The sequence below is a fragment of the Streptomyces sp. LBL genome, from assembly GCF_029893585.1.
GTDB lineage: Bacteria > Actinomycetota > Actinomycetes > Streptomycetales > Streptomycetaceae > Streptomyces.
Genome location: NZ_JARXYX010000010.1, coordinates 98914 through 114175, shown reverse-complemented (window position 1 = coordinate 114175; position 15262 = coordinate 98914). Strand labels below are relative to the sequence as shown.

General features: G+C 66.3%; 12 protein-coding genes and 1 pseudogene. 8 read left to right on the top strand and 5 right to left on the bottom strand.

The annotated features are described in order from the left end of the window. Positions 1-78 precede the first annotated feature (78 nt). Together M2271_RS14500 and M2271_RS14495 are read left to right on the top strand one after the other, a co-directional pair. On the top strand, positions 79-2796 hold the full coding sequence (locus M2271_RS14500; RefSeq protein WP_280887595.1) for a transglycosylase domain-containing protein: 2718 nt from the start codon (positions 79-81) through the stop codon (positions 2794-2796). Positions 2797-2904: 108 nt separating this feature from the next. Further along, a complete protein-coding gene (locus M2271_RS14495) occupies positions 2905-4425 on the top strand; it encodes a glycosyltransferase 87 family protein (RefSeq protein ID WP_280887594.1) in 1521 nt (506 codons plus the stop codon). A gap of 88 nt (positions 4426-4513) precedes the next feature. Here the strand turns inward: M2271_RS14495 and M2271_RS14490 are convergent, their stop codons facing one another. The 3 genes from M2271_RS14490 to M2271_RS14480 form a co-directional block, all read right to left on the bottom strand. Beyond that, positions 4514-5545: an alanine racemase gene (locus M2271_RS14490; RefSeq protein WP_280887593.1), complete on the bottom strand. Its 1032-nt coding sequence runs from the start codon at positions 5543-5545 to the stop codon at positions 4514-4516. 74 nt (positions 5546-5619) lie between these two features. Next, entirely contained in the window at positions 5620-6741 is a 1122-nt protein-coding gene (gene femX / locus M2271_RS14485) for a peptidoglycan bridge formation glycyltransferase FemX (protein WP_280887592.1), read from the bottom strand. Positions 6742-6919: 178 nt separating this feature from the next. Beyond that, complete coding sequence (locus tag M2271_RS14480) at positions 6920-7231, bottom strand: hypothetical protein (protein ID WP_280887591.1); 312 nt, start codon at positions 7229-7231, stop codon at positions 6920-6922. 263 nt (positions 7232-7494) lie between these two features. Here M2271_RS14480 and rpsF point away from each other — a divergent pair, with 263 nt between their 5' ends. The 4 genes from rpsF to rplI all read left to right on the top strand — a co-directional run bounded on the left by rpsF (position 7495) and on the right by rplI (position 9235). Beyond that, a complete protein-coding gene (gene rpsF, locus M2271_RS14475) occupies positions 7495-7785 on the top strand; it encodes a 30S ribosomal protein S6 (RefSeq protein WP_280887590.1) in 291 nt (96 codons plus the stop codon). A 76-nt stretch (positions 7786-7861) separates the two neighbouring features. Next, on the top strand, positions 7862-8476 hold the full coding sequence (locus M2271_RS14470; RefSeq protein WP_280887589.1) for a single-stranded DNA-binding protein: 615 nt from the start codon (positions 7862-7864) through the stop codon (positions 8474-8476). Between the two features lie 57 nt (positions 8477-8533). Next, the gene (gene rpsR / locus M2271_RS14465; RefSeq protein WP_003949403.1) at positions 8534-8770 is read left to right on the top strand and encodes a 30S ribosomal protein S18; all 237 of its coding nucleotides are present in this window, start codon (positions 8534-8536) and stop codon (positions 8768-8770) included. 18 nt (positions 8771-8788) lie between these two features. Further along, positions 8789-9235, top strand: coding sequence for a 50S ribosomal protein L9 (gene rplI, locus M2271_RS14460; RefSeq protein ID WP_280887588.1), 447 nt, complete (start codon positions 8789-8791; stop codon positions 9233-9235). A 142-nt stretch (positions 9236-9377) separates the two neighbouring features. Here rplI and M2271_RS14455 read toward each other — a convergent pair whose 3' ends face one another. Next, complete coding sequence (locus M2271_RS14455; RefSeq protein ID WP_280887587.1) at positions 9378-10715, bottom strand: MATE family efflux transporter; 1338 nt, start codon at positions 10713-10715, stop codon at positions 9378-9380. Positions 10716-11174: 459 nt separating this feature from the next. Between M2271_RS14455 and dnaB the strand changes: the two genes are divergently transcribed. Further along, positions 11175-12653 (top strand): replicative DNA helicase, encoded by a 1479-nt coding sequence (gene dnaB, locus M2271_RS14450; protein ID WP_280887586.1) that lies wholly within the window; start codon positions 11175-11177, stop codon positions 12651-12653. Between the two features lie 283 nt (positions 12654-12936). Then, positions 12937-13401: pseudogene (locus M2271_RS14445) on the top strand (transposase); the annotation flags it as partial. A gap of 818 nt (positions 13402-14219) precedes the next feature. On the opposite strand, the gene M2271_RS14440 reads toward M2271_RS14445, so the two are convergent. Further along, complete coding sequence (locus M2271_RS14440; protein ID WP_280882415.1) at positions 14220-15251, bottom strand: LLM class F420-dependent oxidoreductase; 1032 nt, start codon at positions 15249-15251, stop codon at positions 14220-14222. Positions 15252-15262 lie beyond the last annotated feature (11 nt).

Sequence of the window (15262 nt, the reverse complement as noted above, 5' to 3'; positions counted from 1 at the left end):
CCGTACTTCGGGGGGACCGGAAACCAGCCGCCGTTTCCAGGCGCGCACGGGTGCGCCTGCCCGAGGAGTAGTCGTTCGATGAGTGAGCACCGTCGCAAACCGCCGCAGCCGCAGGGAGGCGGACGTGCCGCGGCCCGACGCGGCCAGTCCGGCTCGTCCTCCGGCCGCCGTGCGGCACCGCGAGGCGCCACCGGGTCTCTCTCCGACTCCTATGGGACGAGTTCCCAGGAGTCGGAGTCCTACGACCCGGGAGGTGAGGAGCGGCCGTACAGCAGCCGCGCCGAGGCCCGCCGGGCCTCGCAGAGAAGTACGGGCGGCCGGCGCAGAGCGGCCGAACCAACAGGTGGGCGCGGTGGCCCCCACGGCTCCGCGGGGCGCGGTCGCGCGGTCGCGCCCGGCAAGAGGCGGATCATCGACTATCCGCGCGCCGGCAAGTACGGCGCGGCGCGCTGGATGCCCTCGTGGAAGCTGGTGACCGGACTCTTCATCGGCTTCTTCGGCAGCATGGTGGCCGTCGCGGGCATCGGGTACGCCATGGTGCAGGTGCCCGACGTCGCGAAGACCGCGAAAGCCCAGAACAATGTCTTCTACTGGGCCGACGACAGCGTGATGGTGGCCACCGGTGGTGAGACCAACCGCCAGGAACTCAACCTTTCGCAGATCCCGAAGAACATGCAGTACGCCGTCATCTCGCAGGAGAACAAGACCTTCGAGACCGACAGCGGCATCGACCCGAAGGGCATCGCCCGCGCCGTCCTCAACATGGCCAGGGGCGGCGAGACGCAGGGTGGCTCCACCATCACCCAGCAGTACGTGAAGAACGCGATGCTCAACGACCAGTCGCAGACGGTCTCCCGGAAGTTCAAGGAGATCTTCGTCTCCGTCAAGGTCGGCACCACGGTCCCCAAGGACAAGATCATGGAGGGGTACCTGAACTCGGCGTACTACGGTCGTAGTGCGTACGGGATCCAGGCGGCCGCGCGCGCGTACTTCAACAAGGACGCGGAGAAACTGGACGCGGGGCAGTGCGCCTTCCTGGCAGCGATGCTGAAGGGTGCCACCTACTACGATCCTGCGGGCTCGCAGTCCATCGACCCGGCCGCCGCTACCCCTGACGCCAACAGGAAGCGGGCCCTGCGGCAGATGCAGGACACCTTGGACAAGATGGTCGAGTACGGCCATCTGAGCCCGACGGAGCGGGCCAAGTTCACCACGCTCCCCACATCGCAGAACCCGCGCTCGAACAACCAACTGAGCGGCCAGGTCGGCTACCTGGTCGACCTCGCCAAGGCGTACCTGATCAACAACACGAACATCAGCGCCGACGACCTGCAGCAGGGTGGCTACTCGATCCATACGACCTTCGACAAGAAGAAGGTCGACGAGCTCGAGAAGGCGGTGCAAAAGGTCCGGAAGGCGAACATCAAGCCCAAGGAGCGACCGGATACGGACAAACACGTTCAGTTCGGTGGCGCCTCCGTGGATCCCGCGACCGGCGCGATCAAGGCCATCTACGGCGGCGAGGACGCGACAAAGCACTTCACCAACAACGCCGACGCGACGGGCGCCCAGGTCGGTTCGACGTTCAAGCCGTTCGTCCTCGCGGCGGCGATGAAGTGGGGCGTGCGGGATCCTGATGGTCTTCCGGAGCAAGCGCAGGACGAACGGACCCAGGTCAACCCGCAGAGCCTGTACAGCGGCAAGAACGATCTCAAGATCAAGGAATACGACGGATCGATCTGGAAGAACGAGAAGGGCAAGGAGTGGCTCCAGGAGAACGACGGCAGGAAGTCGGTCGGCTCTCCACCGAGCTACAAGATTGACCTCCGTGAGGCGATGCGGGAGTCCGTGAACTCCGCCTTCGTACAGCTCGGTATGGACGTCGGGCTGGACAAGGTGAAGGAGTCGGCGGAGGAGGCCGGCCTCCTGGAGAACAGCCTGGCCGGCACCAACTACCCGTCCTTCTCCATCGGTATCTCCGACCCCAGCGCGATCCGTATGGCCGGTGCCTACGCCACCTTCGCGGCCAGCGGCAAGCAGAACGACCCGTTCTCGGTCGTGAAAGTCACGAGCAAGAACGGCACGGAGTACACGCACGAGGCCAAGACGAAGGAGGCGTTCGCTGCCAAGGTCGCCGACAACGTCACGGACGTGCTCAAGACCGTGGTCGACAAGGGCACGGGTACCAACGCCAAGCTGAGCGACCGTGAAGTAGCCGGCAAGACCGGTACCACCGACGGCAACAAGTCCGCCTGGTTCGTCGGATACACGCCGCAGCTGTCCACGTCGATCACCATGTTCCGCCTGGACGACGACGAGACCAAGAAGAACCGCGAGTTTCTGAAGATGTACGGAACAGGTGGCCAAAAGAAGATCCACGGCGCCTCGTTCCCGTCCGAGATCTGGCACGACTACATGGAAGAGGCGCTGAAGAACACGCCGCCGAAGAACTTCCCGACGCCGGAGCCCATCGGTGAGGTCATCAACGATGATCCGATCTCGACGCCCACTCCGACGTTCAGCCAGACCGAGGAACCCAGCCCGACGCAGAGCCCGTCGCCCAGCGATTCGCCGACCGCCTCCCCCTCCTCCTCTCCCTCCTCGTCGCCGACACCGACGGAGTCCTGCCAGTTCGACTGGCAGTGCCCCGGCCAGGGTCAGGACAACGGCGGAACGGGCAATGGTGGCACCGACGGGGGCGTGACGTCCTCGCCCACAGGAACCGCGACGGACGGGACCGGGACCACCAGAGGGAACGGCAACAACGGAGGCCTCTTCCAAGGGCCGACCGGTTAGGCGCCATATCGCCCATCGAGGGTGTTTCACGTGAAACATGGGCCGCCGCACCTACCAGGTGTGGCGGCCCTCAGCGTCTTCCTGGGCGCGTACGGCAGGATGTGCCCCATGCCCAGCGCAGAATCGACGCAAGCGAGTGTGCACGAGCCGGAGCGGGTGCGGCCGACGAAGGATGACGCGGTCGCCGCGGCCGCCAGTGAGTTCATCGGTGGCCCTGTGGGACGGCGGGCCCTGCTCGGGACGTCCTGGTGGACTCCCGTCCGGGTGATCGCGCTGGTGGCGATCGGTATGTTCGCCCTCGGTCTGGTCCAGAAGGCGCCCTGCTACAACGGCGCCTGGTTCTTCGGAGCCAGCTCGCAGTACACGCACGCCTGCTACTCGGACATCCCGCATCTCTATCAGGGGCGCGGCTTCGCCGACGGGCTCGTCCCGTATTTCGACAAGCTGCCCGGCGACATGCAGTACCTCGAATACCCGGTGCTGACCGGTGTGTTCATGGAGGCCGCCTCGTGGTTCACGCCCGGCAGCGGCAGCATCCAGGACCAGGAGCAGTGGTACTGGATGGTCAACGCCGGGATGCTGATGGTGTGCGCGGCCGTCATCATCGTATGCGTGACCCGTACGCACGCCCGGCGTCCCTGGGACGGTCTGCTGGTCGCTCTGGCGCCCGCCCTCGCGTTGACCGCCACCATCAACTGGGACCTCCTGGCGGTCGCTCTGACCGCCGCGGCGATGCTGATGTGGTCCCGGAGCCGCTCCCTCGCCTTCGGTGTCCTGCTGGGGCTTGCGACGGCCGCCAAGCTCTATCCCGTCTTCCTGCTCGGGCCGCTCTTCGTGCTGTGCTGGCGGGCGGGCAAATGGCGGGACTTCGGAAAGGCTCTTGGAGGCACGGCCGTCGCCTGGCTGGTCGTGAACCTTCCGGTGATGCTGTTCGCCTTCGACGGCTGGTCGAAGTTCTACACGTTCAGCCAGGAGCGAGGCGTGGACTTCGGGTCCTTCTGGCTCATCCTGGCCCAGAACTCGAAGAACCCGCTCACCACGGACTCCGTCAACATGTTCGCCACGCTGCTGGTGCTGCTGTGCTGCGTGGGTATCGCGGCACTGGCGTTGACCGCGCCGCGTCGGCCGCGCTTCGCTCAGCTCGCCTTCCTGATCGTCGCGGCGTTCATCCTCACCAACAAGGTCTACTCGCCGCAGTACGTCCTGTGGTTGGTGCCGCTGGCCGTGCTGGCCCGGCCGAAGTGGCGGGACTTCCTGATCTGGCAGGCCTGCGAGGTCGCGTACTTCCTGGGGATCTGGATGTACCTCGCGTATACGACCAGTGGCGATGCTCACAAGGGCCTGCCGACGGACGGTTATCACTGGACCATCGCCCTGCACCTGCTGGGCACGCTGTATCTGTGTGCGGTGATCGTGCGCGACATCCTCATGCCGGAGCGGGACGTGGTGCGTCGGGCAGGCGACGACGACCCCTCGGGCGGTGTGCTCGACGGCGCGGAGGACGTCTTCGTATTCGGCCCCGCCGCACATCGTCCGCGGCACGCGGCTGACTTCGAGGGGCCTCAGGTGGAGTGGGGCGGCCGGGGATCGACCTCCCCCGCGGGGCCGCCCATGGACGGTTCGCTCTGAGTGAACACAGTGTGAGCCGGTCTGCGTGAGTCACACAAAAGGCCGTACACGAGGTTCCGTGTACGGCCTTTCCGTTGTCCGAGGGTGCTCAGCGGTCGACGATCCGGTCGAACTGCGTGGTGGTGTGCCGCAGATGAGCCACGAGTTCCTCGCCCACCTTCGGCTCCGCGGCGTCCGCGGGCACGAACAGGATCGAGACCTGCATGTGCGGCGGCTCGGCGAACCAGCGCTGCTTGCCGTCCCAGACGAACGGGGAAAGGTTCCGGTTGACCGTGGCGAGGCCGGCGCGGGCGACGCCTTTGGCACGCGGCATGACGCCGTGCAGAGCCTTGGGGGCCTCCAGACCCACCCCGTGCGACGTACCGCCCGCCACGACCACCAGGAAGCCGTCGGAGGCCGCCTTCTGCTGCCGGTAGCCGAAGCGGTCGCCCTTGGCCACACGCGTGACGTCCAGGACGGCACCGCGGTACTCCGTGGCCTCGTGGTCGCCGAGCCACAGCCGCGTGCCGATACGGGCCCGGAACCGGGTTTGCGGGAACTGCTGCTGCAGCCGAGCGAGATCCTCGGCCTTGAGGTGGCTGACGAACATCGTGTGCAGCGGCAGGCGGGCCGCGCGCAGCCGGTCCATCCAGCCGATGACCTCCTCGACGGCGTCCGAGCCGTCGGTGCGGTCCAGCGGCAGGTGGATGGCGAAGCCCTCCAGGCGGACGTTCTCTATGGCGGTGTGCAGCAGGGGCAGGTCCTGCTCGCTGATGCCATGGCGCTTCATCGAGGACATCACCTCGATGACCACGCGAGCGCCCACGAGACCGTAGACCCCGTCGATCGACGACACCGAGCGGATGACCCGGTCGGGCAGCGGCACCGGCTCCTCGCCGCGCCGGTACGGCGTCAGCACCAGCAGGTCACCGCCGAACCAGTCCTTGATCCGCGCGGCCTCGTACGTCGTACCCACGGCGAGGACGTCCGATCCCAGGCGCGTGGCCTCCTCCGCCAGCCGCTCGTGTCCGAAGCCGTAACCGTTGCCCTTGCAGACCGGGACCAGCCACGGGAACTGCTCCTGCACGTGCTTGTGGTGCGCCCGCCAGCGCGCGGTGTCGACGTAGAGCGTGAGCGCCATGGCCGGACCTGGAACCTTTCTGGTGGCTGCGGTGTATCAGAGATATGGGAGCTATTGAAGCGAAGAACGCGACATCAGCGGCGCGACATGTAGATGTCGAGCGCCTTGTGGAGCAGCTTGTTGAGCGGGAAGTCCCACTCGCCGAGGTACTCGGCGGCCTGACCGCCAGTGCCCACCTTGAACTGGATCAGGCCGAAGAGGTGGTCGGTCTCGTCCAGCGAGTCGGAGATGCCGCGCAGGTCGTAGGCGGTCGCGCCGAGCGCGTAGGCGTCACGCAGCATGCGCCACTGCATCGCGTTCGAGGGCCGGACCTCCCGGCCGATGTTGTCGGAGGCGCCGTAGGAGTACCAGACGTGCCCACCGACGATCAGCATCGTCGCCGCCGACAGGTTCACGCCGTTGTGCTGGGCGAAGTACAGCCGCATGCGATTGGGGTCCTCGGTGTTGAGGGCCGTCCACATGCGCTGGAAGTACGACAGCGGGCGGGGCCGGAAGTGGTCGCGCACAGCAGTGATCTCGTACAGGCGCTGCCATTCCTCGAGGTCGTGGTAGCCGCCCTGGACGACCTCGACGCCCGCCTTCTCGGCCTTCTTGATGTTGCGGCGCCACAGCTGGTTGAAGTTCTTGTGCACCTCTTCCAGGGAGCGGTTCGCCAGCGGGACCTGGAAGACATATCGGGGCTGTACGTCACCGAATCCGGCGCCCCCGTCCTCACCCTGCTGCCAGCCCATGCGGCGCAGCTTGTCGGAGACTTCGAAGGCACGCGGTTCGATGAAGTCGGCCTCGATGTCCCGCAGTCGCTTCACGTCCGGGTTCTGGATGCCCTGCTTGATGGAGACCGCGTCCCAGCGCCGGATGATCACCGGCGGGCCCATCTTCACGGAGAAGGCGCCCTGCTGCTTGAGGTGCGCGAGCATCGGTTCCAGCCAGTCGGTCAGATTTGGCGCGAACCAGTTGATGACCGGGCCCTCGGGCAGGTAGGCGAGGTAGCGCTTGATCTTGGGAAGCTGCCGGTAGAGCACCAGCCCCGCGCCGACCATCTCACCGGTGCGGTCGTCGAACCAGCCGAGGCTCTCAGAGCGCCACTCGGCCTTGACATCCGCCCAGGCCGGAACCTGCATGTGGCTCGCCGACGGCAGGCTCTGGATGTACGCCAGATGCTGCTCGCGACTGATCGTCCTCAGGGTCAGGCTCATTCGGGGCGCTCCTCGGGCTGGTGTGTCCCCATGGGTACAGGGGCTCCGGCTCTAGCGCCGAAGCCTACTGCGCCTTTCGAGCGCCCCGACTGGGCATGCGGCACCTTCGCTCCGGCTCCTGAGTCGCCGGGCGTACCGCGGTGCCTTATGAGGGATGTGGAGTGAGCCGTCCGTGGCGTCAGAAGACCCCGCCGAAGAGACCACCGTGCGCCATGCCGAGGAAGAAGCCGACCCCCGACGCGCCCAGACCGAGGATCAGCCCGAACCGTTCCCGGGTCGTCACCGAGATCCACTGCCCGAACGCGCCGGTGAGGATCCCCACGAGGCCGGTCCAGGAGCTGAGCAGGTGCAGGTCGTTGAACATCGCCGTGACGAACGACGTGATACCGAGCACCAGGGTCACCGCGAGCAGCGTGTCCTGGAGTGGGTGGGGCTTGCCGTCCGTGGCGAACAGCCCTCCGACGGTGTTGGGTCGCAATGCCTGTGCCATGGGGCACCTCCTGCGAAAGCGGCGCATCGTAGCGCCATACACACCCGATGTGTACAGATTGACGGCCCTCACGGCCGGATTTCAACTGGAAGCCGGTGTGCGGGTAGTCTGTACCCTCTGCACCGATGTCTGCCCACGTCGCGACAGAGGACTCCCCTTCGGGACTCCGATTGTCAGTGGCGGCCGATACCGTTGCGTACGCATCACAACCCTCCTGCCACGGAACCGCCGTGGCCGTTGAGTCCGAAGGAGGTGGGTTCCACATGCGTCACTACGAGGTGATGGTCATCCTCGACCCCGATCTGGAGGAGCGCGCTGTCTCCCCCTTGATCGAAAACTTCCTCTCCGTCGTCCGTGAGGGCAGCGGAAAGGTCGAGAAGGTCGACACCTGGGGCCGTCGTCGTCTCTCGTACGAGATCAAGAAGAAGCCTGAGGGCATCTACTCGGTCATCGACCTGCAGGCCGAGCCTGCGGTCGTCAAGGAGCTCGACCGCCAGATGAACCTGAACGAGTCGGTCCTCCGGACCAAGGTCCTCCGTCCCGAGACTCACTGAGCTCTCCGCTCAGCCGAACTCGGGATTCGAGTAGCAGCACAAGCAGCCAGCAGCAAACCCGCCGAGAGGTTCCCCCATGGCAGGCGAGACCGTCATCACGGTCGTCGGCAATCTTGTCGACGACCCCGAGCTGCGCTTCACCCCTTCCGGTGCGGCGGTCGCGAAGTTCCGTGTCGCGTCCACCCCCCGCACCTTCGACCGTCAGACGAACGAGTGGAAGGACGGCGAGAGCCTGTTCCTGACCTGCTCGGTCTGGCGTCAGGCGGCGGAGAACGTTGCCGAGTCGCTCCAGCGAGGCATGCGCGTCATCGTGCAGGGCCGGCTGAAGCAGCGGTCCTACGAGGACCGTGAGGGTGTCAAGCGCACGGTCTACGAACTGGACGTCGAGGAAGTCGGCGCCAGCCTGCGCAGTGCCACGGCCAAGGTCACCAAGACCACCGGCCGTGGTGGCCAGGGCCAGGGTGGTTACGGCGGTGGTGGCGGCGGCGCCCAGGGTGGCGGCGGCTGGGGCGGAAGCCCCGGTGGCGGCGCCCAGCAGGGCGGCGGCGGTGCTCCCGCCGACGACCCGTGGGCGACCAGCGCTCCCGCCGGTGGCAACCAGGGCAGCGGTGGCGGCGGCGGTGGTGGCGGCTGGGGTGGAAACTCCGGCGGCACCAGCGGTGGCGGCTACTCGGACGAACCCCCCTTCTAGGCCTCACGGCCGAGGGTGGGTCGTACCCACACTTCTTGATCACACAGGAGATACACCATGGCGAAGCCGCCTGTGCGCAAGCCGAAGAAGAAGGTCTGCGCTTTCTGCAAGGACAAGGTCACGTACGTGGACTACAAGGACACGAACATGCTGCGGAAGTTCATTTCCGACCGCGGCAAGATCCGTGCCCGCCGCGTGACCGGCAACTGCACGCAGCACCAGCGTGACGTCGCCACGGCTGTGAAGAACAGCCGTGAGATGGCGCTGCTGCCCTACACCTCCACCGCGCGATAAGGGAAGGGTGACCGACTCATGAAGATCATCCTCACCCACGAGGTCTCCGGCCTCGGTGCCGCGGGTGACGTCGTCGACGTCAAGGACGGTTACGCTCGCAATTACCTGATCCCGCGGAAGTTCGCTATCCGCTGGACCAAGGGTGGCGAGCAGGACGTCGAGCAGATCCGTCGCGCTCGCAAGATCCACGAAATCCAGACCATCGAGCAGGCCAACGCTGTGAAGGCCCGGCTCGAGGGCGTCAAGGTCCGTCTGGCCGTCCGCTCCGGCGACGCCGGTCGTCTCTTCGGTTCCGTCACCCCGGCCGACATCGCTTCCGCGATCAAGGCTTCCGGTGGCCCCGAGGTCGACAAGCGCCGCATCGAGCTGGGTGCGCCGATCAAGACGCTGGGCGCCCACGAGACGTCCGTCCGTCTGCACCCTGAGGTTGCCGCCAAGGTCAACCTCGAGGTCGTCGCGGCCTGATCGTCGCGCTCGGCTTGGACAGCTGGAAAGGGGCCGCACCTGCCGGGTGCGGCCCCTTTGACGTGTTTGTGGCACGGCCAGGTCGGCATGTTTCACGTGAAACGACCGAGTTGACCGGGTGGGTACGTTTCACGTGAAACGGTCAGCGCGTTGCACCCGTCACCAGCCAGCGGCCGGAGCGGGTGCGTAGCCCCAAGGTCAGCATGCGCACCGTCATCATCAGTGTCATGGCGACCCAGAGGGCGGTCAGCCCACCGTCCAGCACAGGAACGAGCAGAGCGACCGGGGCGAAGGCCGCCAAGGTGAGCAGCATGGCCCACGCGAGGTACGGACCGTCACCGGCACCCATGAGTACTCCGTCCAGGACATAGACGATGCCGCAGATCGGCTGCGAGATCGCCACGATCACCAGAGCGGGCAGAGCGGTGTCCTTGACCACGGAGTCGCTGGTGAACAGTGGCAAAAAGACCGGCCGACTCATCACGACCAGCATCCCGAGCAGGAAACCGACCGCGGCACCCCACTCCACCATGCGACGGCACGCCTGACGGGCGCCTTGGGGATCACCGGCCCCCAGATAGCGACCGATGATCGCCTGTCCGGCGATGGCGATGGCGTCGAGGGCGAAGGCCAGCAGACTCCACAGGGACAGGATGATTTGGTGGGCAGCGATGTCGGCATCGCCGAGGCGGGCCGCGACGGCCGTGGCAATCATCAGGACCGCGCGCAGAGACAGCGTGCGGACCAGCAACGGGACGCCGGCCTGAGCTGAGGACCGGATCCCGCCGGCGTCAGGACGTAGGGAGGCTCCGAACCGACGGGCACCGCGGACGACCACCACCAGATAGGCGGCAGCCATGGAGCACTGGGCGATGACGGTGCCCCAGGCGGAGCCTGCGATACCGAGGTTGGCGCCATAGACGAGGCCCACATTGAGAGCGGCGTTGGCGACGAAGCCTGCAACGGCGACGTACAGAGGTGTCTTGGTGTCCTGTAGCCCGCGGAGAACACCGGTCGCTGCGAGAACGACGAGCATGGCCGGGATACCGAGGGACGAGATCCGGAGATAGGTGGTCGCATACGAAGCGGCCGTGTCGGATGCGCCGAAGAGTTCCACGATCCTCGGTGCGGTGGGCAGGACGACGGCGATGACGGCGGCACCGAGCAACAGCGCCAGCCAGACGCCGTCCATACCCTGACGAATGGCGGCCTGGAGATCACCTGCGCCGACGCGCCGGGCGACGGCGGCCGTGGTGGCGTAGGCGAGGAAGACGAAGATGCTGACGGCTGTCGTGAGGAGGGCCGAGGCGATGCCGAGACCGGCGAGTTGTGCCGTCCCGAGATGGCCGACGATCGCACTGTCGGCCATGACGAAGAGGGGCTCGGCGACGAGCGCGCCGAAGGCCGGTAGGGCCAGTGCGATGATCTCTCGGTCGTGCTGTCGCCGGGCAGCCCTGGGGGTCGCGGGAGCCTGTGTCATGCGCACCAATCTAATCGTCCACAGGTAAGAGATGCAATGCACATATGACCCTTACTCAACTTCTTGCGATACCCGCTTCGGTGTGCGGATGGAGCTGATCTTGGTCCCATCGGGAAAGTTTTTCTTCTACACAGCCGGTGGATGGGGAATTCGCAGGTCAGAGCCGCATTCGCGAGTGAGGTCCAGGCTTGTTCACAGGCCTGTCCACCGGGTCGTGCACAGGTTTTACGGAGTTCTCCACAGCATCTGGGCCGTCGTCCACATGGCCTGTGGATAACCAGATTGGCTGACGGTGCCTGCGGGCCTACGGTGGTCCGACGCCCACTCCCGTTCGTCGGCCGGTAAACCGCCACAAAACCGACGTGCCTGAACCGGAGTTGGGCGTCTCATTTGTCAGTGGCGTGCCGTAGACAAGAGTGGCACGCGAGGTCCGCTCCGCGGACGGGAGGAGGTGTCTCGGTGAGTATTTCCGAGCCCTTGGACGATCCTTGGGCCGACAGCGGTCCCAGTGATCGTCTGCCCCCGTCCCGCCGACGCAATGACGGAGCCCGGGGCCGCGACGAGCAGCACGACCGCGGCGGGGAGAACGGCTCCTGGGACGGCTCCGGTTCGGCCTTCGAACGGGTTCCGCCGCAGGATCTCGACGCCGAGCAGTCCGTGCTCGGCGGCATGCTCCTGTCGAAGGACGCCATCGCCGACGTCGTCGAGGTCCTCAAGGGCCACGACTTCTACAAGCCCGCGCACGAGACGATCTACCAGGCGATTCTCGACGTCTACGCCAAGGGCGAGCCGGCCGACCCCATCACGATCGCCGCCGAGCTCACCAAGCGTGGCGAGATCAACAAGGTCGGCGGCGCATCGTATCTGCACACCCTTGTCCAGACCGTGCCGACGGCGGCCAACGCTGAGTACTACGCCGAGATCGTCCACGAGCGGGCGGTCCTGCGCCGTCTGGTCGAGGCCGGCACACGCATCACGCAGATGGGATACGCGGCCGACGACGACGTTGACGAGATCGTCAACCGCGCCCAGGCGGAGATCTACGCGGTCACCGAGCAGCGCACCAGTGAGGACTACCTGCCGCTCGGCGACATCATGGAGGGCGCGCTCGACGAGATCGAGGCGATCGGCTCGCGCAGCGGCGAGATGACCGGTGTCCCCACCGGCTTCACGGACCTCGATTCGCTGACCAACGGCCTGCACCCGGGGCAGATGATCGTCATCGCGGCCCGCCCCGCCATGGGCAAGTCCACGCTGGCGCTGGACTTCGCACGCGCGGCGTCGATCAAGCACAACCTGCCCAGTGTCATTTTCTCTCTCGAAATGGGCCGCAACGAGATCGCGATGCGTCTGTTGTCCGCCGAGGCGCGCGTAGCACTGCACCACATGCGCTCCGGCACGATGACGGACGAGGACTGGACACGCCTTGCGCGTCGGATGCCCGAAGTGTCATCGGCGCCGCTCTACATCGACGACTCCCCGAACCTCTCCATGATGGAGATCCGCGCGAAGTGCCGCCGGCTGAAGCAGCGCAGCGACATCAAGCTGGTGATCATCGACTATCTGCAGCTGATGCAGGCCGGTGGTTCGAAGCGTTCCGAGAGCCGTCAGCAGGAGGTCTCGGACATGTCCCGAAACCTCAAGCTCCTGGCCAAGGAACTGGAAGTCCCGGTGATCGCGCTCTCACAGCTCAACCGTGGTCCCGAGCAACGTACGGACAAGAAGCCGATGGTGTCCGACCTGCGTGAGTCGGGCTCCATCGAGCAGGACGCCGACATGGTGATCCTGCTCCACCGCGAGGACGCCTACGAGAAGGAGTCGCCGCGCGCGGGCGAGGCGGACATCATCGTGGGCAAGCACCGTAACGGCCCGACGGCCACGATCACGGTTGCCTTCCAGGGGCACTACTCGCGGTTCGTGGACATGGCGCAGACCTGATCCACCGCTCTTGTAGGTTTCCAGATCCCGTGGCCACTTTCCACCGGCGATGGCCACTATGTGGCCAATAGGACACGGGTCTGGAAATCATGCCGATTGAGCGAGTAGTTCCGCCCTTCGTGTACAGGACCTCACCAGTTATCGTCTCAGCGGGCCAGAGCCCGCTCACCGGTGTAATTGATGATCATGGAAGAGACATCAAGTGACTGACACCGTGACCGAGTTCGTGGCCGCCGATGACCAGGCGGATCCGTCGCCGGAGGCCGCGACGGTCGAGCAGAAACTGATCGACCAGCTCGTCGGGCAGGCCCGCAGCAAGGGGCTGCAGCTGACCGGCGAGGGCGGGCTGCTGCAGCAGCTGACCAAGGCGGTTCTGGAGTCCGCCCTGGAGGGCGAGATCACCGACCATCTCGGGTATGACAAGCACGACCCGGCGGGCAAGGACGGCGGCAACTCCCGTAACGGCACGCGGTCCAAGACGGTGCTGACGGACATCGGGCCGGTCGAGATCGACGTGCCGCGCGACCGGGAGGGCTCCTTCGAGCCGGCCATCGTCAAGAAGCGGCAGCGCCGGCTGACCGGCGTGGACGAGATGGTGCTCTCGCTGTCCGCGAAGGGCCTCACGCACGGGGAGATCTCCGCGCACCTGGCCGAGGTCTACGGCGCGAACGTGTCCAAGACGACCATCAGCACGATCACCGACAAGGTGATGGACGTCATGGCGGAATGGCAGAACCGTCCGCTCGACCGCGCTTGAATTCCATCGATGGTTGCGAACGCCCCGGAAGGAGATCGTTCGCATGCCTCGTGGAGGAGCCAACCGCAAGCCCACTGCCGCCAGGCGGCAGTACTTCGAGCTGGTGCGTCAGGGATTGAAGGGGGCTGCGGCAGCCCGCCAAGTGGGCGTATCCACCAGCTGCGGATCCAAGTGGTTCATCGAAGCTGGAAGCATGATCATCCCCGATGTCTCCGTCTCACCACGCTTCCTCACCCAGGACGACCGCATCGCCGGCCCGGTGGACCTGGATAAGTCGGGTTCCAGGATGCATGTCCTGCCCTACGCCGACGGACTGCCTCTACGCGTCGGACTCTCCGCGGCCAACAACCCACGACAGGCTCGCCCTGAAGCCGACACTGCCCCATTTGCCCATGGCTGTGACAGTCGATTCGCGCATCTCGGGGAGCCGTTCAGGATCGCGGCAGTGCCGACGAGCCCTCATGATCCACGACCGTGATCGCAGATGCCTCGCAGAACCCGGCCGGCCCCGTCCCGTCCCGTCCCGTCCTTGACGACACCACAGCAACAGCGTCAGTACCCAGCGCAGTGCGGGGACCGCGGATCGACCTCGAACGGGGCGGAATGGCGGGCAGCAGGTACGGGCATCTGCCGGTCGGTCGCAGACGCGATGGGGGTCCGTCTCTGGGGCCAGGGCCTTGACCGCTTGCTCGACTTCGGCGGGACTGGACGGGGCGAGTCGCTTCAGCGATCCCGAGGCCGGGAGGCCACCGCCTCGGGGCCTTGACCGTCAAGCGCTGCAAGGGGTGTTGCCCGGGCAGAAGCGGAAGTCAGGCCACCCACTCCTTGAGTTGGCGCACGAGCCCGGCGGGGTCGTCGCCGGTCGGGGTCACCTGGAGATTGGTGACGCCGGACTCGCGGAACGCTTCGATCCGCTCCCGGACGTAAGAGGCTGGGCCGACGAGGTTGATCTGTTCAAGGAGTTGGAATGGGACCTTGGCCTCGGCTTCCTTCTTCTTGCCGTCGAGGTAGAGGTCCTGGATCTCCTTGGCCTCGGCTTCGTAGCCGTAGCGTCGGACGAGGTCGTTGAAGAAGTTCTTGCCGCGGGCGCCCATGCCTCCGATGTAGAGCGCGAGTACCGGCCGCGCGAGGTCGAGTATCTCCTTCACGTCCTCGCCGACAGCGACGATGCCACCGGCGACGACCTCCAGGGGCGCGAGGTTCTCGGAGCGCTTCGCGGTTCCCGCGGCAAGCGCGTCGCCCCATACTCCGGCGGCGCCCTCGGGGGAATACAGGAAAGGCAGCCAGCCGTCGGCGTACTCCGCCGCGCCTTCGACTGATTTCGGTCCCAGCGCGGCGAGGTAGAGCGGAACCGAGGGGCGTAGCGGCCTGGTCATGATCTTCAGCGGCTCGCCAACACCGGTGCCCTGACCGGCGGGGAGCGGGATCTCGAAGGAGCGGCCGCTGTAGTCGACCGCCTCGCGCCGCAGCGCCGCGCGGATGATCTCGACGGTCTCCTTGGAACGGCCGGTCGACTGTACGAAGGGCATGCCGTGCCACCCCTCGATGATCTTCGGGTTGGAGGCGCCGAGGCCGATGATGGCGCGACCGCCGGACACGCTGTCGAGGCCGGCCGCGGTCGATGCGAGCATGGTCGGGGTGCGGGAGTAGACGTTGAGGATGGCTGCCCCGATCTCCACGCTTGAGGTGCGGGCGGCCAGGTAGCCCATCAGGGTCGGCGAGTCGTAGCCGTACCCTTCGGCGACCCAGACGGTGTCGAGCCCGGCGGCCTCAAGTCGAGCGATGTGGTCAGCGGCCTCGCGCGGGGCGGTGCCGTAGGTGAGCATCGTCGAGATCTTCATGGTCCGCTTCA

What these genes read in the sequence shown, in the direction of transcription:
- M2271_RS14455 (WP_280887587.1), bottom strand. Translation starts at nt 10,715, where the DNA reads ATGACACAGGCTCCCGCGACCCCCAGGGCTGCCCGGCGACAGCACGAC.
- femX (WP_280887592.1), bottom strand. Translation starts at nt 6,741, where the DNA reads ATGAGCCTGACCCTGAGGACGATCAGTCGCGAGCAGCATCTGGCGTAC.
- M2271_RS14470 (WP_280887589.1), top strand. Translation starts at nt 7,862, where the DNA reads ATGGCAGGCGAGACCGTCATCACGGTCGTCGGCAATCTTGTCGACGAC.
- rplI (WP_280887588.1), top strand. Translation starts at nt 8,789, where the DNA reads ATGAAGATCATCCTCACCCACGAGGTCTCCGGCCTCGGTGCCGCGGGT.
- M2271_RS14495 (WP_280887594.1), top strand. Translation starts at nt 2,905, where the DNA reads ATGCCCAGCGCAGAATCGACGCAAGCGAGTGTGCACGAGCCGGAGCGG.
- M2271_RS14500 (WP_280887595.1), top strand. Translation starts at nt 79, where the DNA reads ATGAGTGAGCACCGTCGCAAACCGCCGCAGCCGCAGGGAGGCGGACGT.
- rpsR (WP_003949403.1), top strand. Translation starts at nt 8,534, where the DNA reads ATGGCGAAGCCGCCTGTGCGCAAGCCGAAGAAGAAGGTCTGCGCTTTC.
- M2271_RS14490 (WP_280887593.1), bottom strand. Translation starts at nt 5,545, where the DNA reads ATGGCGCTCACGCTCTACGTCGACACCGCGCGCTGGCGGGCGCACCAC.
- M2271_RS14440 (WP_280882415.1), bottom strand. Translation starts at nt 15,251, where the DNA reads ATGAAGATCTCGACGATGCTCACCTACGGCACCGCCCCGCGCGAGGCC.
- M2271_RS14480 (WP_280887591.1), bottom strand. Translation starts at nt 7,231, where the DNA reads ATGGCACAGGCATTGCGACCCAACACCGTCGGAGGGCTGTTCGCCACG.
- rpsF (WP_280887590.1), top strand. Translation starts at nt 7,495, where the DNA reads ATGCGTCACTACGAGGTGATGGTCATCCTCGACCCCGATCTGGAGGAG.